We start from the raw sequence: 24,549 nt of genomic DNA on the forward strand, positions 1-24,549 counted from the left end.
AGTAAAAGACATAAAAATAAGAGCGGGTGATGGAACTGAAATTTTGTGGCCGGGTGACTACTTATGGATACCAAAGAAATTAGCAGAGAACAAATTTCGGCATTGGCCGACGGCGAGCTGGTTGACGCACATGTCAGCATGGCTCTTGCCGTTTTACGCCAGCCGGAGGAACAAGTGACGTGGGATCTGTACCATCAGATCGGCGATGTCATGCGTTCGGAAGAGATGGCGTTTTCGCTCAGCGACGGCTTTGCCGCCAAAATGAGCGCGCGCCTTGACGCCGAGCCGACGATCATCGCCCCACAGTTGACGACGACCGCATCCGAACAGATCATCGTTTCGCCTGCGGTGAATGACGCGACGGCTTCCAATGTCGTCTCGTTGGCGCCGATGCGCAAGCGCTTCGTACGTCGTTTCGTGATGCCGGGTGCTGCAGCTGCGGCGGCGATTGTCGCTGTTGTTCTGGTAACAGGACAGCAGCAGTCGACGACATTGGCGAGTGCTCCGGCACCAGCGTCTGTTGTGGCGACTGCGGCGACGGTAACTGTGCCGTCGGCAATCACAACCGTGGCGGCAACGTCTTCCGCACCGCAAGGCACGGCGTCAATCAGCAGTCTGGCGCAACAGGGTGAAGTCGCTCGCGATCCGCGTATCGACGATTATCTGCTGGCGCATCAACGCTTCTCGCCTTCGATGTACAGTTCGACCCAATATGCCCGTTCGGCGGCTTTCGCAATGGATTCAGATAAATAATATGCGGCAGACACAGGGTTTGCTCCGGGTCGTTCTTTTTCTTTCGGCATGTGTAGCATTCTCCGCTCAGGCGGAGAATGCATTGCCGACAAAAGTAAATAACAATCAGGATGCGCAGGTCTTACTAAAAAAAATCCAATCCGCAGCGCAGCGGCTCAATTATTCCGGTACTTTCGTCTACCAGCAGTCCAACCAGATGCGCACATCGCGCATCACGCACATTCTGTCCGGCAAAAACGAAATCGAGAAGCTGGAAGTCCTTGATGGCAAGCCGCGTGAATATATCCGCAACAACGATGATGTCGCCTGCTACGTTCCCGAGGCGAAGACCGTCCTGATCGAAAAGCGAGTTACGCGCGATGTATTCCCCGCCATCCTTGCCGCCAATCCGACCGATCTGGTGGATTACTACAGCGTCAAAATGGGCGAGACCGGTCGCGTAGCCGGTCACGATTGCCAGGCGGTGATTCTGGAACCCAAGGATAAATTGCGCTACGGCTACAAACTGTGGGCCGACAAGGCCACCGGCTTGCTGTTGCGTGCGCAGACTTTCGATGCCAAGAATGAAGTGGTGGAGCAGATTTCCTTCACTCAGATCGAGATCGGCAACATCGACCATAATCGCGTCAAGCCGAGCATCACCAACACCAATGGCTGGCATATCGAGAACTCGGTGATGAGCCAGGTCAATCTGTCCGGCTGGTCGGTGACGCCGCCGCCGGGATTCAAGAAGATCCAGGAAGTAAAACGCATGATTTCCGACACGCAGAACACCGGTGCGTCGGCGACCCAGCACGGCGTGACGACCCAGCGGGAAGTGTCGCAAATCGTGTTTTCCGACGGGCTGGCGGCGATTTCCGTATTCATCGAGCCGGGTTCGCAGAGCCGCACTGAAGGCTCCATGCAGCAGGGCGCGATGAATATCGTAGGCCGTCGTCAGGGTGATTACTGGCTCACCGTAGTCGGAGAAGTGCCGGGTTCGGCCATTCGACAAGTGTCGAATTCCATAGAATTCAAATCCGAATTCAAATCCAAATAATACGAAAAATACCAATGATGATTCCCGCCAAGAAAATCTTGTTGTCGTCGTTACTGAGCGCTTCCGTTCTCGCCTTGTCGCCCGCGCTGACCGGCATGAGTGCAGCGGTCGCAGCGCCGGCTGTCGCCGGCTTGCCTGATTTCGCGGATATCGTCGACCGCACCGGTCCGGGCGTGGTCAACATTCGCACCACCGAACGCGTCAAGACCGGCCAGCCGCAAGCCGGCGCGGATGACGAAGAAATGCAGGAATTTTTCCGCCGCTTCTTCGGCGTTCCAATGCCGCGCCAGCAGCAGCCCAATACCCCGAACACTCCGCGTCCCAACCCTAATCGCAAGGGCGGCAGCGCCCAGCAAGAAGAAGTGCCGCGCGGCGTCGGTTCCGGCTTCATCATTTCGGCAGACGGCTACATCATGACCAACGCCCACGTGGTCGAAGGCGCCAGCGATGTGTATGTAACGCTGACCGACAAGCGTGAATTCAAGGCCAAGATCATCGGTTCCGACACGCGAACCGATGTGGCGCTGCTCAAGATTGACGGCAACAGCTTGCCGCGTCTGGTGATCGGCGACTCGGACAAGATCCGCGCCGGCGAATGGGTACTGGCGATCGGATCGCCGTTCGGCCTGGAAAATACCGTCACCGCCGGCATCATTTCCGCCAAGGCCCGCGACACCGGCGATTACCTGCCGCTGATTCAGACCGACGTCGCGGTCAATCCCGGTAACTCGGGTGGTCCGCTGATCAATCTGAAAGGCGAAGTGATCGGCATCAATTCGCAGATTTACAGTCGTTCCGGCGGCTTCATGGGCATCTCTTTTGCAGTGCCCATCGATGAAGCACTGCGCGTGTCCGAACAACTGAAGGCTTCCGGTCGCGTGACGCGCGGTCGTATCGGTGTCCAAATTGGTGAAGTCACCAAGGATGTGGCCGAATCGCTGGGCCTGGCCAAGGCGCAGGGTGCGCTGGTGCAGCGCATTGAACCGGGCGGTCCTGCAGAAAAGGGTGGCCTGGAAGCGGGCGACATCATTCTGAAATTCAACGGCGTCGCCATCGAGAAGCCGAGCGATCTGCCGCGCATGGTCGGCGGCACCAAGCCTGGTTCGCGTGCGACGGTCAATATCTGGCGCAAGGGCAGTGCCCGTGATATCGCCGTGACCGTGGTGGAGATCGAGGCCGACAAGCCGGCCAAGGTGGAAGAGAAGAAGCCGAAGCAGGAAGCCACGCCAAATTCTCTGGGCCTGGTAGTCAGCGACCTGACTGATGCGCAGAAAAAAGAACTCAAGGTCGACAGCGGCGTGCTGGTGGAATCTGCAGTCGGCGTGGCAGCAGCAGCCGGTTTGCGTGCCGGCGATGTGGTCCAGCGCCTGAACGACGTTGACGTCAAGGATGCCAAGCAATTCAACGGTCTGGTGGCCAAACTGGATCCGAAGAAGCGCGCAGCAGTGCTGGTGCGTCGTGGCGACTCATCGCAGTTTGTGCCTCTGCGCCCAAGCGCCAGCGGCAACTGAGAATGCGGGGCGCAAGCCCGCGCCCACGTTATTCGTCCAACATGAAGGCTGCATACCTCCCCAGGTTGCAGCCTTTGTTTTGTGATCTTCGCGACTGAACCGGAACGTCCGATGTCCTCTCCCCATTTCATTCTCTATTCCCGTTCCTACTGCCATTTATGCGAGGACATGCTGCAGGCGCTGGAAAAATTCCGCCCGATGCATGATTTCACCATAGAGACTGTCGACGTTGATGCCGACGAAGCGCTGGTGCAGCGCTATGACGAGCTGGTGCCGGTGCTGGTCGGGTGCAGGGAGGGGCGGCCCGCCGTACAGCTTTGCCATTACTTCCTGGATGCTGCCGGTGTTGAGAAGTTCTTGCTTGAAAGCAATTGACCAGGCGTTTTATCCATCGGAGGGTCCTCGTGCCGCAGAATCGCTCCGCAGAGCAAGCCGTCCACGGCTTATTCGGGTTTTACCCTCTGAAATCCGGTAGAATGATGGGTTGAACAAAAGCTGTTGTAAAGGCGCTCAATTGGGAGACGCTCCCATTCTGGAGCGCCTTTTTTCATCGTTTTCTGCAATTTAATGAACAATATCCGTAATTTCTCGATCATTGCCCATATTGACCACGGCAAATCCACGCTCGCCGATCGCATCATCCAGTTGTGCGGCGGCCTTTCCAACCGCGAGATGGAAGCTCAGGTGCTCGACTCGATGGACATCGAGCGCGAGCGCGGCATCACGATCAAGGCGCAAACCGCAGCGTTGCATTACAAGGCGCGGGACGGCCAGATCTACAACCTCAACCTGATCGATACGCCGGGCCACGTCGACTTCAGCTATGAAGTCAGCCGCTCGCTGTCGGCATGCGAAGGCGCGCTGCTGGTCGTCGACGCATCGCAAGGTGTGGAAGCGCAGACCGTAGCCAACTGCTACACGGCGCTGGAGCTGGGCGTGGAAGTGGTCCCCGTGCTCAACAAGATCGACTTGCCGTCGGCCGACCCCGACAACGCCAAGAGCGAGATCGAAGAAGTCATCGGCATCGATGCCTCCGACGCTACGCCATGTTCGGCCAAAACCGGCCTGGGCGTGGAAGACGTCATCGAAGCGATGATCGCCAAAGTGCCGGCGCCTAAGGGTGATCCGGACGCGCCGCTGCAGGCGCTGATCATCGATTCCTGGTTCGACAATTATGTTGGCGTGGTCATGCTGGTGCGCATCGTCAACGGCACCTTGCATCCGAAGGAAAAGATTTTCCTGATGGCGACCGAGTCGACTCACCTGACCGAAAGCATCGGCGTTTTCACGCCGAAATCGCAATCGCGCGAAACGCTGTCGGCAGGACAGGTCGGCTTCATCATCGCCGGCATCAAGGAACTGAAAGCAGCCAAGGTCGGCGACACCGTCACGCTGGCTGCGAACAAGGCCAGCGAGCCGCTGCCGGGCTTCAAGGAAGTGCAGCCGCAAGTGTTTGCCGGCCTGTTCCCGGTCGAGGCGAATCAATACGACGCGCTGCGCGACTCGCTCGAAAAACTGAAGCTCAACGACGCCGCCCTGCAATATGAACCGGAAGTGTCGCAAGCGCTGGGCTTCGGCTTCCGCTGCGGCTTCCTCGGTTTACTACACATGGAAATCGTGCAGGAACGTCTCGAGCGCGAGTTCGACATGGACCTCATCACGACCGCACCGACCGTGGTGTACGAAGTCGTGCTGCGCGATGGCGAAGGCACCATCCTGATGGTCGACAACCCGTCGAAGATGCCTGAACCGTCCAGGATCGAAGAAGTGCGCGAGCCGATCGTCACCGTCAATCTGTACATGCCGCAAGAATACGTCGGCTCGGTCATCACGCTGTGTACGCAAAAGCGCGGCGTGCAGATCAACATGAGCTATCACGGCAAGCAAGTGCAGCTGACCTACGAAATGCCGATGGCCGAAATCGTGCTCGATTTCTTCGATCGCCTGAAGTCGACCTCGCGCGGCTATGCGTCGATGGACTACGAATTCAAGGAATATCGTTCGGCCGATGTGGTCAAGGTCGACATGCTGATCAACAGCGAAAAGGTCGATGCCCTCGCCATCATCGTGCACCGCGCCAACAGTCAGTTCCGCGGCCGCGCCGTGGCGGCCAAGATGCGTGAGCTGATCCCGCGCCAGATGTTCGACGTGGCGATCCAGGCAGCCATCGGCGCCACCATCATCTCGCGTGAAAACGTCAAGGCGCTGCGCAAGAACGTGCTGGCCAAATGCTACGGCGGCGACATCAGCCGTAAGCGCAAACTGCTTGAGAAGCAGAAGGCCGGCAAGAAGCGCATGAAACAGGTCGGCTCGGTGGAAATTCCACAGGAAGCATTCCTGGCAATCTTACAAGTGGACGACAAATGAACCTGCAGGCTCTCTTAGGCAATTTCGCACTGATTCTGTTTGTGTTGATGGTGCTGACCGGCGTCATCTGGTTCCTGGACACCTATTTCTGGTCCAAGCAGCGGCGCGCGAAGGCCGATGCGGCATTGGCCGAGTTCGACGCGCGCATCGCCAAAAACGCCAGCGACGGCGTCAAGAGCGATACATCCAGCCGCGCCAAGATCGAAGCCGACCTGTTGCGTCAGCCGACCTGGATCGAATATTCGGGCAGCTTCTTCCCGGTCATCGCGCTGGTGTTTTTCCTGCGCTCGTTCCTGTATGAGCCGTTCAAGATTCCGTCGAGCTCGATGGTGCCGACCTTGCTGGTGGGCGACCTGATCCTGGTGAACAAATACACCTACGGCATTCGACTGCCGATCGTGAACAAGAAGATCATCAGCATCAACGATCCGCAGCGCGGCGACGTGATGGTGTTCAAATATCCGAAGGATACGACGGTTGACTACATCAAGCGCGTTGTTGGCGTGCCAGGTGATAAAATTGTCTATAAAAACAAGCACCTAACCGTAAATGGTAAAGAAGTTTCTTACAAGCCATTGCCAGATTATCTGGATGATGAGAATCTGACGTACTATAAGCAGTGGCAGGAAGACCTGACCGGCGTCGGCCACAAGATACTGACGGATGAGCGCGCTCCCAATTTTGTACCGAATCCGGACGCTTTCCCTCAGCATGAGCTGTGCAGCTACAACACGGAAGGCTTTGCCTGCACCGTGCCCGCCGGCCAGTACTTCATGATGGGCGACAACCGCGACAACAGCCTGGACAGCCGCTATTGGGGCTTTGTGCCGGATCAGAACATTGTCGGGAAAGCATTTTTTGTCTGGATGAATCTGGGTAATCTGAAGCGTATCGGCAGTTTCCATTAAGTTTCTGTCTGGCATTAATTTTTCGGAGGTGGAACACGGCTTTTTTCCGGTGTTTTTCTCTGTTCCAGGAAAATCCCACAGCCAGCCGGCCGGCGTATTCTGTAGCGACGACGGCGGGTTGCAGGTAACGGGCCGGATGGCCTGGGAGGTCTGTGAAAGGCGGCAGGACAGCGCAGCCAGGCTCGCCTCTCTAAGCGACGGATGAATAAATGGATCCATTAGTATTGCAAAATCGGCTGGGGCACAACTTCAAGGACGCTACGTTACTGCAGCAGGCCTTGACACATCGTAGCCATAGCAGCTTGCATAACGAACGCCTCGAATTCCTCGGCGACTCTATCCTCAATTGCGTTGTCGCCTCTCTCTTGTTCGACCGTTACAACAAGATCGACGAAGGCGATTTGTCGCGCCTGCGCGCTAACCTCGTCAAGCAGCAATCGCTCTATGAAATCGCCCAACGCCTCGACCTGTCGCAGTTTCTGCGGCTCGGTGAAGGCGAACTGAAATCGGGCGGTTTTCGCCGTCCCTCAATCTTGGCCGATACGCTGGAGGCACTGTTCGGCGCGATTTTCCTCGATGCCGGTTTCAACGCCGCGCGCGACGTGATCCGCTCGCTGTACATACCGATTCTCGATACCGTCGATCCCAAGACCCTGGGCAAGGACGCCAAGACGCTGTTGCAGGAATACCTGCAGGGCAAGAAAATCCCGCTGCCGCAATATAACGTGGTCGCCACGCACGGCGCCGCGCATAACCAGGAATTTGAAATCGAATGCCTGGTGCCCAAGCTGGAAATCCAGGTCTTCGGTACCGGCGGCAGCCGTCGCGCAGGTGAGCAGGCGGCAGCCAAACTGGCGCTCGAAGCGGTCCAGGCCGCTTTGGTCAAGACACCTGCTTCGACACGCAAACCGCGCGCACGCACCACGCAACTCAAGCTGGCAGGCATCGCCACGATTCAGCCTGACGCCCCGAACGAGGAGTTGCCGCTGGTTGTCGAGGCGCCTGCTGCCAAGCCGGAAAAACTGGAGAAGCCGGTTGCCGTCAAGGCCGCCAAAAGCGAGGCCAAGCCCGACTTGAAAGTAGAGTCAAAAGCTGAAACCAAAGCTGAAACCAAGGCAGACCACAAAGCCGAACCCAAAACGACCGACGGAAAAAGCGATAGCAAGGCCCAGACGGCCGCCGCCGATCTGAACGATTCCCGCACCGAGGCGCCGACAGCAGCTTCGGCGCCTTCAGTAACACAAAGCAAAACCGCATGACAGAACTCAACGCCCCTTCCGACGATTCGCCTGACGCTTCGACCGATTATCGATGCGGTTACATCGCCATTGTCGGGCGCCCGAACGTCGGCAAATCGACCTTGATGAACGCATTGATCGGCGCCAAAGTCAGCATCACGTCGCGCAAGGCGCAGACTACGCGTCACCGCATCACCGGCATTCAGACGATCGCCGACACGCAATACGTCTACGTCGACACGCCGGGTTTCCAGACCCGTCACAGCAACGCCCTGAACAAGACCCTGAACCGCACCGTCACCACCACGCTGACCGCTGCCGACGTGATCCTGTACGTGATCGAAGCAGGCACTTTCGGCCCAGCCGACAAGCAGGTCATGTCGCTGCTGCCGGCCAACGTGCCGTGCATCCTGGTGATGAACAAGTCCGACCGCAGCAAGGACAAATCGGTGCTGATGCCGTTCGCGCAGGAAGTCGCATCGCAGCACAATTTCGCCTCCGTGGTGCCGGTGTCGGCCAAGCAGCGTTTCCAGCTCGATTCCCTGCAGGAAGAAATTCGCAAGCTGTTGCCGAACAATCCGCCGATGTTCGACGAAGACGACATTACCGACCGCAGCGAAAAATTTCTCGCCTCTGAAATCGTGCGCGAAAAAGTGTTCCGTTTCGTCGGTGAAGAACTGCCATACACCAGCACCGTCCTGATCGAGAAGTTTGAACAGGAAGGCAACCTGCGCCGCGTGTTCGCCGCCATCCTGGTCGAACGCGACGGTCACAAGGCCATGGTGATCGGCAACAAGGGTGCGCGCCTGAAAGAAATTTCGACGCAGGCGCGCCTGGACATGGAGCGCCTGTTCGGCGGTCCGGTCTATCTGGAAATCTGGATCAAGGTCAAATCCGGCTGGGCTGATAACGAAGCCGGATTGCGTGCCTACGGCTACGAATAGCACACACACATACTCTATGGCTGCGATCATCGCTGATTCTGCTGTTGGTCAACCTCAAACACTGGATGCCGAAGCCCTGAGCGCTGCGGCCGCCGAGTCTGCGTTGGCCAACGCCAAAAATTCCGCTGCACCCAAGCGCACCACGCGCGCAACCAGCACCACTGGGACCGCGCGTCGTTCCAAGGTTCCTGAAAAAGACACGCGCGTCCAGGCCCAGCCCGGTTTCGTGCTGCACAGCTATCCCTACAAGGAAACCAGCCTGATTGTCGACGTTTTCTCGCGCGATCACGGTCGCGTGGCGCTGGTTGCGAAGGGCGCCAAACGTCCGCATTCCAAGCTGCGCGGGGTGTTGCAGACCTTCCAGCCGCTGTCGGTGAGCTGGAGCGGCAAATCCGAAGTGCGCACGCTGACTGCGGCCGAATGGGTCGGCGGCCTGTTGCCGCTGGAGAAATCGGCCTTGCTGTGTGGCTTCTATCTCAATGAATTGCTGGTCAAACTGCTGGCGCGCGAGGATGCGCATCCGGCCTTGTTCGATCACTATGTCTCGACGCTGAACCAGTTGGCGCACGGCGAATCGGCACCGATCGTGCTGCGCAAGTTCGAGCGTGCCTTGCTCAAGGAAACCGGCGTGGCCGGCGACTGGACGGTCTGCGTCACCAATGGCAAGCCGGTCACGCCGGACGACATCTATGTCGTCGATCCGGAGCAGGGCGTGCGTTTCCCGCGCCTGTCCGACACCGGGCCCAAAGTGTCCGGCAAGACCTTGCTCGACATGGAAAAAGAAGACTATAGCGACGCCACCACCCAGAGCCAGAGCAAGTTGCTGATGCGCTCGCTGCTGTCGCACCACCTTGGCGGCGCACAACTGAACACGCGTCAGATTCTGATCGATCTGTCGCAACTCTGAGTTCGGGAATCCACGTGTTCAAAGACTTTTCCTGGTCTGGCACGGCGGCGGGTTTTGTCGCCGTGCTGATCGGCTTCACCAGTTCCGCCGCCATCATCTTCCAGGCCGCCGCCGCTGCCGGCGCCACGCCCGGCCAGATCAGTTCGTGGATCTTCGCGCTCGGCGTCGGCATGGGCGTGACCTGCATCGGCCTGTCGCTGTACTACCGCACCCCGGTCGTTACCGCCTGGTCGACACCCGGCGCCGCCTTGCTGATCACCGGCCTGGCCGGCCTGAGCATGCCGCAGGCGATCGGCGTGTTCATGTTCTCCGCTGCGCTGGTGACAATTTGCGGCGTCACCGGCTTGTTCGCGCGGGCCATGAACCGCATCCCGATTTCGATCGCCGCCGCCATGCTGGCAGGCATCCTGGCGCGTTTCGGCATGGACGTGTTCGTCGCCATGAAACTCGAGTTCGGCCTGGTGCTGCTGATGTTCGCCGCCTACCTGTTCGGCAAGCGCTGGTTGCCGCGCTACGCCATCATCCTGGTGCTGGCGCTCGGCACCGTCTTCGCCGGCACGCAAGGTCTGCTGAAATTCGACAGCTTCCACCTGGCTCTCGCGACACCCGAATTCGTCATGCCGGAGTTCACGCTGACCAGCCTGCTGGGCGTCGGCATTCCCTTGTTCGTCGTCACCATGGCGTCGCAGAATGCGCCCGGCGTGGCCATCATGCGTGCCTCCGGCTACAACATGCCGGTGTCGCCGCTGATGACCTGGACCGGGTTGACCACACTGGTGCTGGCGCCGTTCGGCTGTTTCTCGATCTGCCTGGCCGCGATTACCGCCGCCATCTGCATGGGCAAGGAAGCACATGAGGATCCTTCCCGGCGCTACATGGCCAGCGTCGCCGCCGGCGTGTTCTACCTGATCGCAGGCGTGTCCGGCGCCACCGTGGTGGCCTTGTTTGCGGCCTTCCCCAAGGCGCTGATCATGGCGATTGCCGGCCTGGCGTTGTTCGGCACCATCGCTAACGGCCTGACCGTGGCCATGGCCAATGAAAAGCAGCGCGAAGCGGCGCTGATCACCTTCCTCGTGACTGCCTCCGGCGTGTCGCTGTTCGGCATCGGCACGGCCTTCTGGGGCCTGGTCGCCGGCGGCCTGGCGCTGCTGGTGTTCAATGGGCGCTGGCAGCGGGGCGCCGCCATCGAAATCAACGACACCAACGACGCTAAAGCGACGCACGCGTCCTCCACCCCATCCACCCCTAGCACATCGCGATAATTCCATGAGCTTCCTGAATCCCGTCGGCCCTGCCATCGAACTGGGCATCAATATCGATCACGTCGCCACCTTGCGCAACGCGCGCGGCACCACCTATCCGGATCCGATCCAGGCTGCCTTGCAGGCGGAAGAAGCCGGCGCCGACGCCATCACGCTGCATTTGCGCGAAGACCGCCGCCACATCCGCGACGCCGATGTCGAAGCGATTCGTCCGCTGCTGCGCACGCGCATGAATCTGGAGGCGGCAGTGACCAGCGAGATGATCGATTTTTCCTGCCGCATCAAGCCGCAGGATTCTTGCCTGGTGCCCGAGAAGCGCACGGAAATCACCACCGAAGGTGGGCTCGACGTCGTCACCCATTTCGCTCAGGTCCAAGCCGCAGTGAAACAGCTGCAGGCCGAAGGCATCCGCGTCAGCCTGTTCATCGATCCCGACGACGAGCAGATCAAGGCCGCTGCTGAAACCGGCGCACCGGTGATCGAATTGCATACCGGCCGCTACGCCGAGGCGCACGACCAGGCCGAGATGGAAAAGGAACTGGAACGCGTGCGCGCCGGCGTGCTTGAAGGCATCCGTCGCGGCCTCAAGGTCAATGCCGGACATGGCCTGCATTACACCAACGTGCAAGCCATCGCAGCGATTCCCGATATCGCCGAGCTCAACATCGGCCACGCCATCGTCGCGCAAGCGGTGTTCGTCGGCTGGCACAAGGCGGTCAGCGACATGAAGGCGATCATGCTCAAGGCGCGCCTCTTGTCGGTTGGCGCGGTTGGAAAAGCCTGATCATGATCTACGGCATCGGTACCGACATCCTGCAGATTTCGCGTCTCAAGGCGACGCTTGCGCGGCGCGGTGATCGCTTCGCCGAGAAGATTCTCGGCCCGGAAGAAATGATCAAATACCTGAGCCGCAAGGCCAAGGTCGAAGCGCGCGGTATCAGCTTCCTGGCAACGCGTTTCACCGCCAAGGAAGCATTTTCCAAGGCGATCGGCTTGGGCATGCGCACGCCTATGACATGGCGGTCGATGCAGACGCTCAACGCGCCGAGCGGCAAGCCGGTCGTGGTCTGCAGCGGCGCACTCAAGGCATGGATGGAAGAAAAAGGACTGACCGCACAAGTCTCGATCACCGATGAGGTGGAGTACGCGGTCGCATTCGTCATCGCGGAGAAAACATGAAGGCAGCAGGTCAGTCACAACAATCGGATCAATCACGCCAGCCACTCGGCCCCGTCATGCTCGACGTGGTCGGCACCACGCTCACAGCGGAAGACATCCGCCGCATTCAACATCCGCTGACCGGCGGCGTGATCCTGTTTGCGCGCAACTATGAGAATCGCCAACAACTGGTGACGCTGACGCAGGGCATCCATGCCGCGCGTCCCGGCGTGCTGATTGCAGTCGACCATGAAGGTGGTCGCGTGCAGCGCTTCAAAACCGATGGCTTCACGCATCTGCCGGCCATGCGTACGCTGGGCGAACTGTGGGACCGCGACGTGCTGCAGGCGACCAAGTTGGCCACCGCCGCCGGTTACGTGCTGGCGTCGGAACTGCGCGCCTGCGGTGTCGATCTGTCGTTCACGCCGGTGCTGGACCTCGACTTCGGTGGTTCATCCGTGATCGGTACGCGCTCCTTCCATCGTGATCCGCGCGTGGTGACCTTGCTGGCCAAGAGCCTCAACCATGGTCTGGCGCTGGCCGGCATGGCCAATTGCGGCAAGCATTTCCCCGGTCACGGTTACGTCACGGCCGATTCGCACGTCGACCTGCCGGTGGACGAGCGCCCGCTCAAGGACATCCTCGGCGACGACGCCGCGCCTTACGACTGGCTCGGCATGAGCCTGACCGCCGTGATGCCGGCGCACGTGATTTATCCCAAGGTGGACAAGCATCCGGCCGGTTTCTCGAAGAAGTGGCTGGGTATCCTGCGCAAGGATCTCGGCTTCCAAGGCGTCATCTTCAGCGACGACCTCAGCATGCATGGCGCCAGCGTCGCCGGTGGTGCGCTCGATGGCGCCAACGCTGCATTGCAGGCAGGCTGCGACATGGTGCTGATGTGCAATTCACCGGACAAAGCCGATCAGCTGCTGAGCGGTTTGCAGGTCAAGGTATCGCCCGCTTCGGCTGCCCGCATTGCTGCGCTGGTGCCGCAAGGCGCCGCGCCGGAATGGGATGCGCTGCAACAGGATGAGCGCTTCCTCGCAGCGAAAAAGCTGCTGCAGACGCTCGCGTGATTGACTGACTCCACAGCAATGTCCGATATTCAGCCGCCTTCGCCGCCTGATCCACGTGAGATCGTCCTTGAGACGGTCGCCAAACTGCCGCACCTGCCCGGCGTGTATCGCTATTTCGATGCCGAAGACAACGTGCTCTACGTCGGCAAGGCGCGCGACCTCAAGAAGCGCGTATCGAGCTATTTCCAGAAGACGCTGAGCAGCCCGCGCATCGCCATGATGGTCGAGCGCATCGCGCGGCTCGAGACCACGGTCACACGCAGCGAAGCCGAAGCGCTGCTGCTGGAAAACAATCTGATCAAGACCTTGCGGCCGCGCTTCAATATCCTGTTCCGCGACGACAAGTCCTATCCGTATCTCAAAATCACCGGCCACGCTTATCCGCGCATGGCCTATTACCGCGGCGCGGTGGACAAGAAGAACCAGTATTTCGGCCCGTTCCCGAATGCCTGGGCGGTCAAGGAATCGATCCAGATCCTGCAGAAAGTGTTCCTGCTGCGCACCTGCGAAGACACCGTCTACGCCAACCGCACGCGGCCTTGCCTTTTGCACCAGATCCATCGTTGCAGCGGTCCGTGCGTGAAACTGATCAACACCGAGGACTACGCGCTCGACGTCGAGAACGCCTCCAAATTCCTGCGCGGCCGCCAGAGCGAAGTGCTCGACGTGCTGGAGAAAAAAATGCACGCCTATGCCGGTGAGCTCAAGTTCGAACAGGCCGCGGCAGTGCGCAATCAGATCACCTCGCTCTCGAGCGTGCTGCACCAGCAAACCATGGAAACCGGCGGCGACGCCGACATCGACATCATTGCCGTGATCGTGCAGGGCGGTCGCGCCTGCGTGAATCTGGCGATGGTGCGCGGCGGCCGGCATCTGGGCGACCGTGCCTATTTCCCGACGCATGTCGACGGCGCGATCCCCGACGGCGAAGAGTCGATCGAGGCCGAAGTTTTGAAAGCCTTCATCGCCCAGCATTACATCGAAAAATTCATCCCCGGCAATCTGATCGTCAATACTGAATTCGACGATCCCGCCCTGATGCTGGCGCTGATGGAGCAATGCGGCCACCGCATCACGCTCACGCTGCAGCCGCAGGGCCAGCGCCGCCAATGGCTGGAAATGGCGCACAAGGGCGGCGAAATCGCGCTGGCGCGCTTGTTGTCCGAGCAGGGCTCGCAGCAGGCGCGCACACGTGCTCTGGTCGAAGCGCTCGGCACCGAGGTGGAAGACATCGAAACCCTGCGCGTGGAATGCTTCGACATCAGCCACACGCAAGGCGAAGCAACCCAGGCCTCGTGCGTGGTGTTCCATCATCACGCCATGCAGAACGGCGAATACCGTCGTTACAACATCAACGACATCACGCCCGGCGACGATTACGCCGCGATGCGCCAGGTGCTCACGCGTCGCTATGAAAAAGTCGCCAACGGCGACGGCACCATGCCCGACATCGTGCTGATCGACGGCGGCAAGGGCCAGGTGGAAATCGCGCGCCAGGTCTTTACCGAACTCGGCCTCGACATCAGCCTCATCGTCGGCGTGTCGAAAGGGGAAGGGCGCAAGGTCGGCCTGGAGACGCTGGTCTTCGTCGACGGTCGCGCGCCGCAAGAGCTCGGCAAGGAATCCGCCGCGCTGATGCTGATCGCGCAAATCCGCGACGAAGCGCACCGCTTCGCCATCACCGGCATGCGTGCCAAACGCGCCAAGGCGCGGCAGACTTCGCGGCTGGAAGAGATCGAGGGCATCGGCGCCAAGCGTCGGCAAAAATTGCTGGCGCGCTTCGGCGGTTTGCGCGGTGTGGCCGACGCCAGCATCGACGAACTGGCCTCGGTGGAAGGGATTTCACACACGCTGGCCGAAGAAATCTATCGCCAGTTGCATTGAGCTATTGTTTTCTTCTGCTTCGCCTGCAAGTGCGAGGCGGGCGCACCTTTTCTCCCTGTAACAGGTTTTAAGAGGCGGCTCTGATACTATCTCGGTAAATTTCAATCCGCGCACCCGTCGACGACAACAAATAAACGTATGCCATTCAATTTCCCCATCTTGCTCACCTGGTTGCGTGTTGCCCTGATTCCGCTGGTGGTCGGCGTGTTTTATGTGCCGGAACTCGGCCTCTCGCGCTTCGAACAGGGCGTGGCGTCGACCGCGATCTTCGTCGTGGCCGCCGCCACCGACTGGTTCGACGGCTTCCTGGCGCGACGCTGGAACCAGACCTCGGCGTTCGGCGCCTTCCTCGACCCGGTCGCCGACAAGCTCATGGTCACCGGCGCGCTGCTGGTGCTGGTGCATCTGGACCGCGTGCATCCGATCACGGCCTTCATCATCATCGGCCGCGAGATCGCCATCTCGGCGCTGCGTGAATGGATGGCGCAGCTCGGCGCTTCGAAATCCGTCGCCGTCAGTTCGCTCGGCAAAATCAAGACCACCGCGCAAATGATCGCCATTCCGATGCTGCTGTTCTACTCGGATCTGTTCGGCATCATCGACACGCGCGAGTGGGGTCACTGGCTGCTGCTGATCGCTGCGGTGCTGACGGTTTGGTCGATGCTGTACTACCTGCGCAAGGCCTGGCCGCTCATTAAAAAAGTGCAGGAAAGTAAAAGCGGCGCTTGACTTCTCCTATGGAAGCTCTATAATAGCGTTCTGTTGTTGATGCGGGAGTAGCTCAGTTGGTAGAGCGATACCTTGCCAAGGTATAGGTCGAGAGTTCGAGCCTCTTCTCCCGCTCCAGAATTACTAAAGGAAGCGCAAAACGCTTCCTTTTTTCATTGTGAGAGTTTGGTCATCAGCTGGAAAAACTTCTTCGGAAGCCGGTTGAAAACATATCGCAATTGACAGCAGTTTCAGTGTCCCCTGGCGGGGTAGCAAAGTGGTTATGCAGCGGCCTGCAAAGCCGTTTACGCCGGTTCGATCCCGACCCCCGCCTCCAAACACTCCATGCGGGAGTAGCTCAGTTGGTAGAGCGATACCTTGCCAAGGTATAGGTCGAGAGTTCGAGCCTCTTCTCCCGCTCCAAATTAAAAAGGAAGCTCAGCAATGAGCTTCCTTTTTTCTTGCCCGGCTCGCTTTTATCCTGCCGTCCGTAGTGCTCCTTAGTTACCCCATTTCATCTTTCGCCACGCCGGCACGCCGTGCTGCACCTGCACAGTGCGGACATCATCAGCGCATCGTTACTTTTATGTCGCATTTCGTTGGATGTAATTGTTTTTTAAGCAATTACACTCTACATTGGTATTTCGGTCGGCGAGGGTGGGTCATAACAAACGGGGGACAGGGAAATGGATGCATTTCAAAAAGAAATCGACGAGAGAACCAATCTCACGAGTTCCAACAAGTTCGAACTGCTGCTGTTCCGTCTGGGCACGGATCCGTACGGCGTACGCTCCGAACTGTTCGGCATCAACGTATTCAAGATTCGTGAAATCGTCCCGATGCAGGAGATCACCAAGGCCGCCGGCACGCGTTCACCGCTGCTGGGCATGGTCAATATCCGCGGTCAGATCATTTCCGTCATCGATTTGCCGGCCGTCGTCGGCTGTGTGCCCAAAAGCGGCCTGAACATTTTGCTCGTCACCGAATACGCGCGCAGCACCCAAGCGTTTGCGGTCGAGTCGGTCGATGAAATCGTGCGGCTGGAGTGGAGCCAGGTCCTGTCGGCCGAATCCAAGGCCGGCGGCAACTTCGTCACCAGCATCGCGCGTCTTGACGACGACCTCAGCAGCAGCCGTCTGGCGCAGGTGCTCGACGTCGAGCAGATCCTGCACGAAATCATGCCGACTGAGCGCGACATGGAAATGGAGGGCCTGGAACATATCCAGCTCAAGCCCGGTTCGATCATCCTCGCGGCAGACGATTCCAAAGTCGCCCGTTCACTGGTCGAAAGCGGACTCAAGGCGCTCGGCTTGCCGTACGTGATGTGCAAGACCGGCAAGGAAGCCTGGGAAAAGCTGCAAGACATCTACAAGGAAACCAAGTCCCAGGGCGTGCCCATCACCGATCGCGTGGCGATGGTGCTGACCGACCTTGAAATGCCCGAGATGGACGGCTTTACGCTCACGCGCAACATCAAGCGCGACGACGGCCTGAAAGCCATTCCGGTGGTGATTCACTCGTCGCTGTCGGGCTCGGCCAATGAAGATCACGTCAAGAACATCGGCGCCGACGGCTACGTGGCAAAGTTCGTCATTGAAGACCTGACTGCCGCCCTCATCAAGGCGCTCGGCAAATAATAGCCGGCCGCGGCGTCCTGAACGAGGTCGTCGCAAGTTGAAAGCAAAATGCCGTTTGTCCCGAATAGAGAGAGGGAGCGGCATTTTGCCGTTTTCTCTCCATTCGTTTGCAATGAACAGGTAGTCGGCCAGCCATGCAGCGCAAACCATGTTCAGGAGCGCCGGGTGTCGCAGCGGAAACTACCATGCTCAACAATGTTGATATATTGATATCGTTTGTCGTTCCGACCGGCCATGTCCGCGGGACGCATTCAAATGTAAAGATCGGGACTTCATCGCGGCACATTTGCTCGCAGGACGCCGCTATCTCTTATACTGACGTCCTTTCCAACCTGTTCCCATTTTCCGGTCACGCATCGTGATCCTGCTATGCGCATTCCACAGTTAGCTTCCACGCAAGACGCTGCGCTGGCCTCGGCCCTGCAAGCGGCAATCGACAACAAGACCAAGCCGCAGGGCAGCCTCGGCGTGCTCGAATTCGTCGCGCATCGCATCGGCCTGATCCAGCAATCGCGCACGCCACGTATCGACCGCGCCGCAGTCGCGGTGTTCGCTGGCGACCATGGCGTGGTGGCGGAAAATATTTCGGCCTATCCGCAAAGCGTGACCTGGCAGATGGTGGAAAATTTCCTGCAGCAGGGCGCGGCGATCAACGTGTTTGCGCGCCAGAACGATTGCGCGCTGCATATTGTGGACGCCGGCGTGAACCATGAGTTCGGCGAGCGTGAAGGACTGGTCTCGCGCAAGCTGGGACCGGGCACGCGCAATTTCGCGCAAGAACCTGCCATGAGCGCAGCGCAGTGTGAACAGGCCTTGCAGTACGGCATGGACCTGGTTGCAGCGATGCCGGTCGACGTCATCGGTTTCGGTGAAATGGGCATCGGCAACACCACCGCTGCTGCTGCCATCATGCACAAGATCACCGGCATCGCCGTCGCGGAATGCGTCGGCGCCGGCACCGGCCTGGCCGCCGACGGCATCCTTCATAAGCAACGGGTGATCGAGCGGGCGGTCGCGCTGCACGTCGGCGCCGATGCGCCGCTGGAAGTGCTGCGCACCTTCGGCGGTTTTGAAATCGCCATGATCGCCGGCGCCATGCTCAAGGCGGCCGAGCGTCGCATGGTGTTGCTGATCGACGGCTTCATCGTGACCTCGGCGCTGCTGGTGGCGGCGAAACTGCAACCGGCCATCCTCGACTATTGCCTGTTCTCGCATTGTTCCGATGAGCACGGCCACCGCCGCATGTTGCAGTATCTTGACGCGCGTCCCTTGATGCAACTCGACCTGCGGCTGGGCGAAGGCACCGGCAGCGCGCTGGCGTTGCCGTTGCTGCACGCGGCGGTCAACTTCCTCGCGCAGATGGCGACGTTTTCCTCTGCGCAAGTCAGTGAGAAGAGCGCCTGACATGGCTGCCGCGCCCACGCCGTCACCCGCCACCGGCTTGCGCCATCAGTTGCAGCTGTTCTTTACGGCGCTGCAATTTTTCACGCGCCTGCCGGCGCCGCGCTGGGTCGGTTTCGACGCTGCCTGGCTGCAACACGCGGCACGCTATTTTCCTGCGGTGGGGATCATCGTTTCATTGGCATGCGCCGCTGTGTACTGGCTGGCGGCGCTGTGGCTGCCGCAAGTGGTGGCGGTGCTGTTATCGACTGCAGCGGGCATCTATCTCACCGGCGCTTTTCATGAAGACGGCTTTGCCGACGTCTGCGACGGTTTCGGCGGTGGCATGCAGCCATCGCGCGTGCTCGAGATCATGCGCGACTCGCGTGTCGGCGCCTATGGGGTGATCGGCATCGTGCTGCTGCTGGCGACCAAGATCGCCGGCCTGGCGTCGCTGCCCGCATTGCAGGTGATGCCGGCCTTGCTGATTGCCCATCCCTTGTCGCGCTGCTTCGCCGCAGCGCTGATCTGGCGCATGCCGTATGTGCGTGAAGAGGGCAAGGTCAAGCCGTTGGCGCAAAACATGAGCAAGGGTGAATTCACCGTCGCCGCCGTCACCGCCGCGTTGCCGTTGATCGTGTGCGTTGCGACGGGATGGCTGGCGCTGCAGGCGCTGCTGTTGGCCATGTTGCTCGGCGCCGGCGCGGCCTGGTTCCTTGCGCGAAAATTCCACCGCCGCATCGGCGGCTACACCGGCGACTGCCTCGGCGCCGTCCAACAATTCAGCGAAGTCGCGATCTACCTGGGCCTGCTGGCCGCAGCGTCAGTGTCGCCGGCTTCCCATATTTAAACAGAAAGGTCGACCATGTTGCTGCATCTCATCCGCCACCCCCAGCCCGTTATCGACAAAGGCCTTTGCTACGGCAGCAGCGACCTTGCCGTGACCGAAGAAGAGTGCGCCAAGGTGCTCGAGCAGGTAAAACCTGCGCTGCCGCCGCATGTGCCGGTGTACTCGAGTCCGTTGCAGCGTTGCGTATTCCTGGCCGAACCACTGGCGACCGCGCTCAGCGCCGGTCCGGTGCGCTACGATCCGCGCCTGATGGAAATGCATTTCGGCACTTGGGAACAGCGCGCCTGGGATGACTTGCCACGTGCGGAAATTGATGCCTGGGCCAGCGATGTGGTCGGCTATCGTCCCGGCGGCGGCGAGAATGTCCTCAACGTGGCGCAGCGCGTGGAAGCCTTCTGCAGCGACTTGCAGCAGCGCGGCCAGAGCCAGGCCATCGTGGTCTGCCACGCCGGCACGATCCGTCTGTTGCAGGCGCGCGCGCTTGGCTTGTCCGTCACCAAGATGGCTGAGCATGCTGCGGTCAACGCGCATGCGATTGCGTTCGGCGAAGTACTGACGCTGAAGTTGTAAAAACAAAACGCGCGGTTTGAGGCCGCGCGTTTTTGTTCATTCTTCCGTTTGATCTTCCGATCTTTATCTATTCGTAGCGCTGTTCCACCGCAAATTTGATCAGTTCCGCCTGACCGTCGATGCCGAGCTTGCGCTTGATGTTCAGGCGATGCGTCTCCACCGTGCGCACGCTCAGGTCCAGCTCGCGTGCAATCTGCTTGTTCGATTCGCCGTTGGCGATATGCTGCAGCACCTGGCGCTCGCGCGAGGTCAGCAGGTCGCCTGCCGCCAGCGGCTGCGACAGTTTCCTGGCCAGCGCGGCGCTGTAATAAATCCCTCCCGATATCACCGTCTCGATGGCCCGGATAATGTCCTGGCCCGGGGCATCCTTGAGCACGTAGCCGCGTGCGCCGGCCTGGATCGACTGCATCACGTATTCGCTCTTGTCGTGCATGCTCAGGATCAGCACGGCGATCTCCGGAAAGCGTGCGTGGAATTCCGCCGTCAGGTCGATACCGTTCATGCCGCGCATGTTGATGTCCATCAGCACCAGATCGATCTCCTGCAGCGTCGCCAGTTTCAGGGCCTCGTCGGCGCCGCCGGCTTCGGCCACCACGTGCAGGTTCGTCACCGTCTCCAGTCGCGCGCGCAAGCCGTCGCGTACCAGCGGATGATCGTCGACCAGCATGATGCGGGTGACATTGGACGCAGACGTCGATGTGGACTCAGACATGGGGATATACCGGTGCGGTTGAGTGGGGAATGCGGGCCGTCACGACCGTGCCTTCCGACGAAGAGCGCAGCGAGAAGCTGCCGCCCACGGCTTCCAGACGTTCGACCATGTTGCGCAGGCCGATACCGCGCTTGGGATGGTCGTCGATCTGGTCGAGATTGAATCCGATGCCGTTATCGCCAATCTCCAGCGTAACGTGGCCGGCGTCGGCATGCAGCTGCATGTCGATCTGGGTGGCTTGGGCGTGGCGCGCGATATTGGTCAGCGCTTCCTGCGCGATGCGGAACAGCACCGTGTTGGCCACGCCCGACAAGGTATCGACCTGGGCGCCGGCATGGAAGGCGATCGGCGTCGACGCAGTGCTGCTCCATTCCTGGCACAGATGTTCCAGCGCCGCGGCCAGCCCCAGGTCGTCCAGGATGGCAGGGCGCAGGTCATGAGAAATGCGGCGCACTTCGGCCAGCACGTCAGTGATCTGGGTGGCGGTGCGTTCGACGCTGAGCTTGGCGGCCGCAGCCTGCTCGGGCGTGCCCGACAATCGGATGACGGCGGCTTCGATCTGCAGCTTGATCGACACGAGCCACTGGCTGATGCCGTCGTGCAAATCGCGTGACAGCCGCGCGCGTTCTTCTTCCTGCGAGCGCACCACGCGCTGCGCCAGCTGCTTGAGCTTGGCGTCGGCGACGCGATGTTCGCTGACGTTGAGCAGCAAGCCGGACAGCGCCACCACCAGCGCGCTCAGGATGGCGATGCCGGCGATCAGCAGCATGGTCTTGTGGATGTGGCCGGACACCTGGTTGTCGATCTTTTCCAGCGCGGCGTCGACGTCGTCGAGATAAATGCCGGTGCCGACCACCCAGCCCCAATTCGGTATCGCCACCACGTAGCCGAGCTTGGGCGCGACGGTGTGGCTGGACGGCTTTTCCCACAAGTAACGCACGTAGCCGCCGCCTTCGTTGGCGCGCGCGATCAGCAGCTGGATGGTCGGGCTGCCGCTGGCATCGCGCCAGTCCCACATGTCGCGGCCGACCAGCTCGGGTTGGCGCGGATGGACCAGGTTCTTGCCGCGCTGATCGTAGACGTAGAAATAACCGTCGTCGCCGAAATCGAGGCGTTCCAGAATCCGCTTGGCTTCTTCCTGCACTGCGGTGTCGCTGCGGCCCGATTCGTACAGGTGCGCAATCGCGCGCGTGGCCAGGTCGACGTAGTGCTTGAGCTCGGCATCCTTGCTCGCCAGATAGGCCGCCTGCACCGAGGCGCGCTGCTGCTGGCCGAGCGTCACCGCCTGGTGGCGCACCACCAGCGCGATCGCGGACAAGGCCAGCGCCAGTGGGACGATGGCGAGGAAAATGATCTTGTGACGTAAGTTCATGTCGCGCATTCTACATAACTACAAGTACGTAGTTATACGTAGCGAACCTGCGTAGTGCTCCGCTTGTGGCGGCTCCTCCGATATCAAATACTACGCTCCGTACCGATCCCTCGCGGACGGGCAATGTCGCACAACAAAAACAATAAAAACAATTTCCATAAAACAGAGATCCCGTCAGGGAGGAGAACAATGAACCAATTGACTTCAAAATTGGGCTGGCTCGCGCTGGCCCTGCTCGGCGCATGCTCGCTGGGCTACGTCGCCCTGCAGCGCGGCGAATCGATCAATGCAGTCTGGATCGTCATCGCGGCGGTCTGCGTCTATCTGATCGCCTACCGCTTCTACAGCCTCTATATCGCCAAACAGGTGCTGAGCCTGGACCCGGCGCGCATGACGCCGGCCTACAAGTTCAACGACGGCCTCGACTACGTCCCGACCAACAAGTACGTGCTGTTCGGCCACCACTTCGCCGCCATCGCCGGCGCCGGTCCGCTGGTCGGCCCGGTGCTGGCCGCGCAGATGGGTTACCTGCCGGGCATGCTGTGGATCCTGGCCGGGGTGGTGTTCGCCGGTGCGGTGCAGGACTTCATGGTGCTGTTCATCTCGACGCGCCGCGACGGCCGTTCGCTGGGCGACCTGATCAAGTCCGAGCTCGGCAATACGCCGGGCGTGATCGCGCTGTTCGGCGCCTTCATGATCATGGTCATCATCCTCGCGGTGCTGGCGCTGATCGTGGTCAAGGCGCTGGCCGAATCGCCGTGGGGCACCTTCACCGTGGCGGCGACGATCCCGATCGCGCTGTTCATGGGCGTCTATACGCGCTATCTGCGTGCGGGCCGGGTCGGCGAAGTCTCGCTGATCGGCTTCGTGCTGTTGATGCTGGCCATCGTCGGCGGCCAGTACGTGCAGGAGCACGCGACGCTGGCGCAGATGTTCACCTTCACCGGCAAGGAACTGACCTGGATGCTGATCGGCTACGGCTTCGTCGCCTCGGTGCTGCCGGTGTGGCTGCTGCTGGCGCCGCGCGACTACCTGTCGACCTTCCTCAAGATCGGCACCATCCTGGCGCTGGCGCTGGGCATCGTGTTCATCGCGCCGCACTTGAAGATGCACGCCGTCACCAAGTTCATCGACGGCAGCGGTCCGGTGTGGTCGGGTTCGCTGTTCCCGTTCCTGTTCATCACCATCGCCTGCGGCGCGGTGTCGGGTTTCCACGCGCTGATCTCGTCGGGCACCACACCCAAGCTGCTGGAAAATGAGCAGCACGCGCGCTTCATCGGCTACGGCGCCATGCTGATGGAATCCTTCGTCGCCATCATGGCGCTGATCGCAGCCTCGTGCATCGAACCGGGCATCTACTTCGCCATGAACAGCCCGGCCGCGCTGATCGGCACCACGCCGGACCAGGTCGCCGCCACCATTTCGCAATGGGGCTTCATGCTCACGCCGGAAATGCTCACCCACACCGCGCAGGCGGTCGGCGAGCACACCATCATCTCGCGCGCAGGCGGCGCGCCGACGCTGGCCGTCGGCATGGCGCAGATCCTCTCGGGCGTGACCGGCGAGGCCATGATGGCGTTCTGGTACCACTTCGCCATCCTGTTCGAAGCCTTGTTCATCCTGACCGCCGTCGACGCCGGCACGCGCGCCGGCCGCTTTATGCTGCAGGATTTGCTGGGCACCTTTGTCCCTTCGATGAAGCGCACCGAATCCTGGGTTGCCAGCCTGATCGCCACCGGCCTGTGCGTGGCCGGCTGGGGCTACTTCCTGTACCAGGGCGTGATCGATCCGCTGGGCGGCATCAACACGCTGTGGCCGCTGTTCGGCATCTCCAACCAGATGCTGGCCGGCATTGCGCTGATCCTGGCTACCTGCGTGCTGTTCCGCATGAAGCGCGACCGCTTCGCCTGGGTCACGGCCGTGCCGACCGTATGGCTGCTGGCGTGCACGCTGACCGCCGGCTGGCAAAAGGTGTTCGACGCCAATCCGCGCGTCGGCTTCCTGGCCCATGCGCAGAAGTACCAGGCCGCGCTGGCCGACGGCAAGCTGCTGGCGCCGGCCAAGTCGATTGACCAGATGCGTCAGGTGATTTTCAACGACTACCTCGACGCCGGCCTGGCCGCGATGTTCATGCTGGTGGTGATCAGCGTGCTGGGCTTCGGCATACGCACCGTGCTGCAGGCGCGTGCGGCGCAACGGCCGAGCGTGCGCGAGTCGGCCTACGAAAGCATGCCGGCCGCCGCAGCGGCGCCGCAATAAACCTCGACAACACA

Annotated in this window: 22 protein-coding genes and 3 tRNA genes; 23 read left to right on the forward strand and 2 right to left on the reverse strand. The window is 60.5% G+C overall.

Annotated features, from left to right (window positions below; all coding sequences use genetic code 11):
• Window positions 1-63 precede the first annotated feature (63 nt).
• From E4P32_RS01740 to cobC, 22 genes are all read left to right on the forward strand, one after another.
• Window positions 64-753: a sigma-E factor negative regulatory protein gene (locus E4P32_RS01740; RefSeq protein ID WP_116433536.1), complete on the forward strand. Its 690-nt coding sequence runs from the start codon at window positions 64-66 to the stop codon at window positions 751-753.
• Window position 754: 1 nt separating this feature from the next.
• Window positions 755-1,792 (forward strand): MucB/RseB C-terminal domain-containing protein, encoded by a 1,038-nt coding sequence (locus E4P32_RS01745; RefSeq protein ID WP_116433535.1) that lies wholly within the window; start codon window positions 755-757, stop codon window positions 1,790-1,792.
• 17 nt (window positions 1,793-1,809) lie between these two features.
• A complete protein-coding gene (locus E4P32_RS01750; protein ID WP_116433951.1) occupies window positions 1,810-3,303 on the forward strand; it encodes a DegQ family serine endoprotease in 1,494 nt (497 codons plus the stop codon).
• A 111-nt stretch (window positions 3,304-3,414) separates the two neighbouring features.
• On the forward strand, window positions 3,415-3,678 hold the full coding sequence (locus E4P32_RS01755; protein WP_116433534.1) for a glutaredoxin family protein: 264 nt from the start codon (window positions 3,415-3,417) through the stop codon (window positions 3,676-3,678).
• Window positions 3,679-3,870: 192 nt separating this feature from the next.
• Window positions 3,871-5,670 carry a translation elongation factor 4 gene (lepA, locus tag E4P32_RS01760; RefSeq protein WP_116433533.1) on the forward strand — a complete coding sequence of 600 codons (1,800 nt, stop codon included), beginning with the start codon at window positions 3,871-3,873 and terminating at the stop codon, window positions 5,668-5,670.
• The gene (lepB, locus tag E4P32_RS01765) at window positions 5,667-6,578 is read left to right on the forward strand and encodes a signal peptidase I (protein ID WP_116433532.1); all 912 of its coding nucleotides are present in this window, start codon (window positions 5,667-5,669) and stop codon (window positions 6,576-6,578) included. The genes lepA and lepB overlap by 4 nt, the downstream gene beginning before the upstream one ends.
• 209 nt (window positions 6,579-6,787) lie before the next feature.
• Window positions 6,788-7,837 carry a ribonuclease III gene (gene rnc, locus E4P32_RS01770; protein ID WP_116433531.1) on the forward strand — a complete coding sequence of 350 codons (1,050 nt, stop codon included), beginning with the start codon at window positions 6,788-6,790 and terminating at the stop codon, window positions 7,835-7,837.
• A complete protein-coding gene (gene era / locus E4P32_RS01775; protein ID WP_116433530.1) occupies window positions 7,834-8,760 on the forward strand; it encodes a GTPase Era in 927 nt (308 codons plus the stop codon). The genes rnc and era overlap by 4 nt, the downstream gene beginning before the upstream one ends.
• Before the next feature lie 16 nt (window positions 8,761-8,776).
• Entirely contained in the window at window positions 8,777-9,667 is an 891-nt protein-coding gene (gene recO, locus E4P32_RS01780; protein ID WP_116433529.1) for a DNA repair protein RecO, read from the forward strand.
• A gap of 14 nt (window positions 9,668-9,681) precedes the next feature.
• Window positions 9,682-10,929, forward strand: a complete 1,248-nt coding sequence (locus tag E4P32_RS01785; protein ID WP_116433528.1) for a benzoate/H(+) symporter BenE family transporter — start codon at window positions 9,682-9,684, stop codon at window positions 10,927-10,929.
• A gap of 4 nt (window positions 10,930-10,933) precedes the next feature.
• Window positions 10,934-11,713, forward strand: coding sequence for a pyridoxine 5'-phosphate synthase (pdxJ, locus tag E4P32_RS01790; RefSeq protein ID WP_116433527.1), 780 nt, complete (start codon window positions 10,934-10,936; stop codon window positions 11,711-11,713).
• Between the two features lie 2 nt (window positions 11,714-11,715).
• On the forward strand, window positions 11,716-12,108 hold the full coding sequence (gene acpS, locus E4P32_RS01795) for a holo-ACP synthase (protein ID WP_116433526.1): 393 nt from the start codon (window positions 11,716-11,718) through the stop codon (window positions 12,106-12,108).
• A complete protein-coding gene (gene nagZ, locus E4P32_RS01800) occupies window positions 12,105-13,163 on the forward strand; it encodes a beta-N-acetylhexosaminidase (RefSeq protein WP_116433525.1) in 1,059 nt (352 codons plus the stop codon). The genes acpS and nagZ overlap by 4 nt, the downstream gene beginning before the upstream one ends.
• 18 nt (window positions 13,164-13,181) lie before the next feature.
• A complete protein-coding gene (gene uvrC / locus E4P32_RS01805) occupies window positions 13,182-15,047 on the forward strand; it encodes an excinuclease ABC subunit UvrC (RefSeq protein ID WP_116433524.1) in 1,866 nt (621 codons plus the stop codon).
• A 138-nt stretch (window positions 15,048-15,185) separates the two neighbouring features.
• The gene (gene pgsA / locus E4P32_RS01810; RefSeq protein WP_116433523.1) at window positions 15,186-15,776 is read left to right on the forward strand and encodes a CDP-diacylglycerol--glycerol-3-phosphate 3-phosphatidyltransferase; all 591 of its coding nucleotides are present in this window, start codon (window positions 15,186-15,188) and stop codon (window positions 15,774-15,776) included.
• Between the two features lie 41 nt (window positions 15,777-15,817).
• Window positions 15,818-15,893, forward strand: a tRNA-Gly gene (locus E4P32_RS01815).
• Window positions 15,894-16,018: 125 nt separating this feature from the next.
• A tRNA-Cys gene (locus E4P32_RS01820) sits at window positions 16,019-16,092 on the forward strand.
• A gap of 10 nt (window positions 16,093-16,102) precedes the next feature.
• Window positions 16,103-16,178: transfer RNA gene (locus E4P32_RS01825), tRNA-Gly, on the forward strand.
• Window positions 16,179-16,441: 263 nt separating this feature from the next.
• On the forward strand, window positions 16,442-17,392 hold the full coding sequence (locus E4P32_RS01830; RefSeq protein WP_116433522.1) for a chemotaxis protein: 951 nt from the start codon (window positions 16,442-16,444) through the stop codon (window positions 17,390-17,392).
• Between the two features lie 369 nt (window positions 17,393-17,761).
• A complete protein-coding gene (gene cobT / locus E4P32_RS01835) occupies window positions 17,762-18,796 on the forward strand; it encodes a nicotinate-nucleotide--dimethylbenzimidazole phosphoribosyltransferase (RefSeq protein WP_116433521.1) in 1,035 nt (344 codons plus the stop codon).
• A gap of 1 nt (window position 18,797) precedes the next feature.
• Window positions 18,798-19,622 carry an adenosylcobinamide-GDP ribazoletransferase gene (locus E4P32_RS01840; protein ID WP_116433520.1) on the forward strand — a complete coding sequence of 275 codons (825 nt, stop codon included), beginning with the start codon at window positions 18,798-18,800 and terminating at the stop codon, window positions 19,620-19,622.
• A 15-nt stretch (window positions 19,623-19,637) separates the two neighbouring features.
• On the forward strand, window positions 19,638-20,192 hold the full coding sequence (cobC, locus tag E4P32_RS01845; RefSeq protein ID WP_116433519.1) for an alpha-ribazole phosphatase family protein: 555 nt from the start codon (window positions 19,638-19,640) through the stop codon (window positions 20,190-20,192).
• A gap of 67 nt (window positions 20,193-20,259) precedes the next feature.
• On the opposite strand, the gene E4P32_RS01850 is transcribed toward cobC, so the two are convergent.
• Both E4P32_RS01850 and E4P32_RS01855 read right to left on the reverse strand, forming a co-directional pair.
• Window positions 20,260-20,904, reverse strand: a complete 645-nt coding sequence (locus E4P32_RS01850; protein WP_116433518.1) for a response regulator transcription factor — start codon at window positions 20,902-20,904, stop codon at window positions 20,260-20,262.
• Complete coding sequence (locus E4P32_RS01855) at window positions 20,897-22,276, reverse strand: cache domain-containing protein (RefSeq protein WP_116433517.1); 1,380 nt, start codon at window positions 22,274-22,276, stop codon at window positions 20,897-20,899. The genes E4P32_RS01850 and E4P32_RS01855 overlap by 8 nt, the downstream gene beginning before the upstream one ends.
• 189 nt (window positions 22,277-22,465) lie before the next feature.
• On the opposite strand from E4P32_RS01855, the gene E4P32_RS01860 reads away from it, so the two are divergent.
• On the forward strand, window positions 22,466-24,535 hold the full coding sequence (locus E4P32_RS01860) for a carbon starvation CstA family protein (protein WP_116433516.1): 2,070 nt from the start codon (window positions 22,466-22,468) through the stop codon (window positions 24,533-24,535).
• Window positions 24,536-24,549: the final 14 nt, after the last annotated feature.

Source organism: Herbaspirillum sp. 3R11, from assembly GCF_004563925.1.
Lineage (GTDB): Bacteria > Pseudomonadota > Gammaproteobacteria > Burkholderiales > Burkholderiaceae_D > Herbaspirillum.

What these genes read in the sequence shown, in the direction of transcription:
- E4P32_RS01740 (WP_116433536.1), top strand. Translation starts at nt 64, where the DNA reads ATGGATACCAAAGAAATTAGCAGAGAACAAATTTCGGCATTGGCCGAC.
- E4P32_RS01745 (WP_116433535.1), top strand. Translation starts at nt 755, where the DNA reads ATGCGGCAGACACAGGGTTTGCTCCGGGTCGTTCTTTTTCTTTCGGCA.
- E4P32_RS01750 (WP_116433951.1), top strand. Translation starts at nt 1,810, where the DNA reads ATGATTCCCGCCAAGAAAATCTTGTTGTCGTCGTTACTGAGCGCTTCC.
- E4P32_RS01755 (WP_116433534.1), top strand. Translation starts at nt 3,415, where the DNA reads ATGTCCTCTCCCCATTTCATTCTCTATTCCCGTTCCTACTGCCATTTA.
- lepA (WP_116433533.1), top strand. Translation starts at nt 3,871, where the DNA reads ATGAACAATATCCGTAATTTCTCGATCATTGCCCATATTGACCACGGC.
- lepB (WP_116433532.1), top strand. Translation starts at nt 5,667, where the DNA reads ATGAACCTGCAGGCTCTCTTAGGCAATTTCGCACTGATTCTGTTTGTG.
- rnc (WP_116433531.1), top strand. Translation starts at nt 6,788, where the DNA reads ATGGATCCATTAGTATTGCAAAATCGGCTGGGGCACAACTTCAAGGAC.
- era (WP_116433530.1), top strand. Translation starts at nt 7,834, where the DNA reads ATGACAGAACTCAACGCCCCTTCCGACGATTCGCCTGACGCTTCGACC.
- recO (WP_116433529.1), top strand. Translation starts at nt 8,777, where the DNA reads ATGGCTGCGATCATCGCTGATTCTGCTGTTGGTCAACCTCAAACACTG.
- pdxJ (WP_116433527.1), top strand. Translation starts at nt 10,934, where the DNA reads ATGAGCTTCCTGAATCCCGTCGGCCCTGCCATCGAACTGGGCATCAAT.
- acpS (WP_116433526.1), top strand. Translation starts at nt 11,716, where the DNA reads ATGATCTACGGCATCGGTACCGACATCCTGCAGATTTCGCGTCTCAAG.
- nagZ (WP_116433525.1), top strand. Translation starts at nt 12,105, where the DNA reads ATGAAGGCAGCAGGTCAGTCACAACAATCGGATCAATCACGCCAGCCA.
- uvrC (WP_116433524.1), top strand. Translation starts at nt 13,182, where the DNA reads ATGTCCGATATTCAGCCGCCTTCGCCGCCTGATCCACGTGAGATCGTC.
- pgsA (WP_116433523.1), top strand. Translation starts at nt 15,186, where the DNA reads ATGCCATTCAATTTCCCCATCTTGCTCACCTGGTTGCGTGTTGCCCTG.
- E4P32_RS01830 (WP_116433522.1), top strand. Translation starts at nt 16,442, where the DNA reads ATGGATGCATTTCAAAAAGAAATCGACGAGAGAACCAATCTCACGAGT.
- cobT (WP_116433521.1), top strand. Translation starts at nt 17,762, where the DNA reads ATGCGCATTCCACAGTTAGCTTCCACGCAAGACGCTGCGCTGGCCTCG.
- E4P32_RS01840 (WP_116433520.1), top strand. Translation starts at nt 18,798, where the DNA reads ATGGCTGCCGCGCCCACGCCGTCACCCGCCACCGGCTTGCGCCATCAG.
- cobC (WP_116433519.1), top strand. Translation starts at nt 19,638, where the DNA reads ATGTTGCTGCATCTCATCCGCCACCCCCAGCCCGTTATCGACAAAGGC.
- E4P32_RS01850 (WP_116433518.1), bottom strand. Translation starts at nt 20,904, where the DNA reads ATGTCTGAGTCCACATCGACGTCTGCGTCCAATGTCACCCGCATCATG.
- E4P32_RS01855 (WP_116433517.1), bottom strand. Translation starts at nt 22,276, where the DNA reads ATGAACTTACGTCACAAGATCATTTTCCTCGCCATCGTCCCACTGGCG.
- E4P32_RS01860 (WP_116433516.1), top strand. Translation starts at nt 22,466, where the DNA reads ATGAACCAATTGACTTCAAAATTGGGCTGGCTCGCGCTGGCCCTGCTC.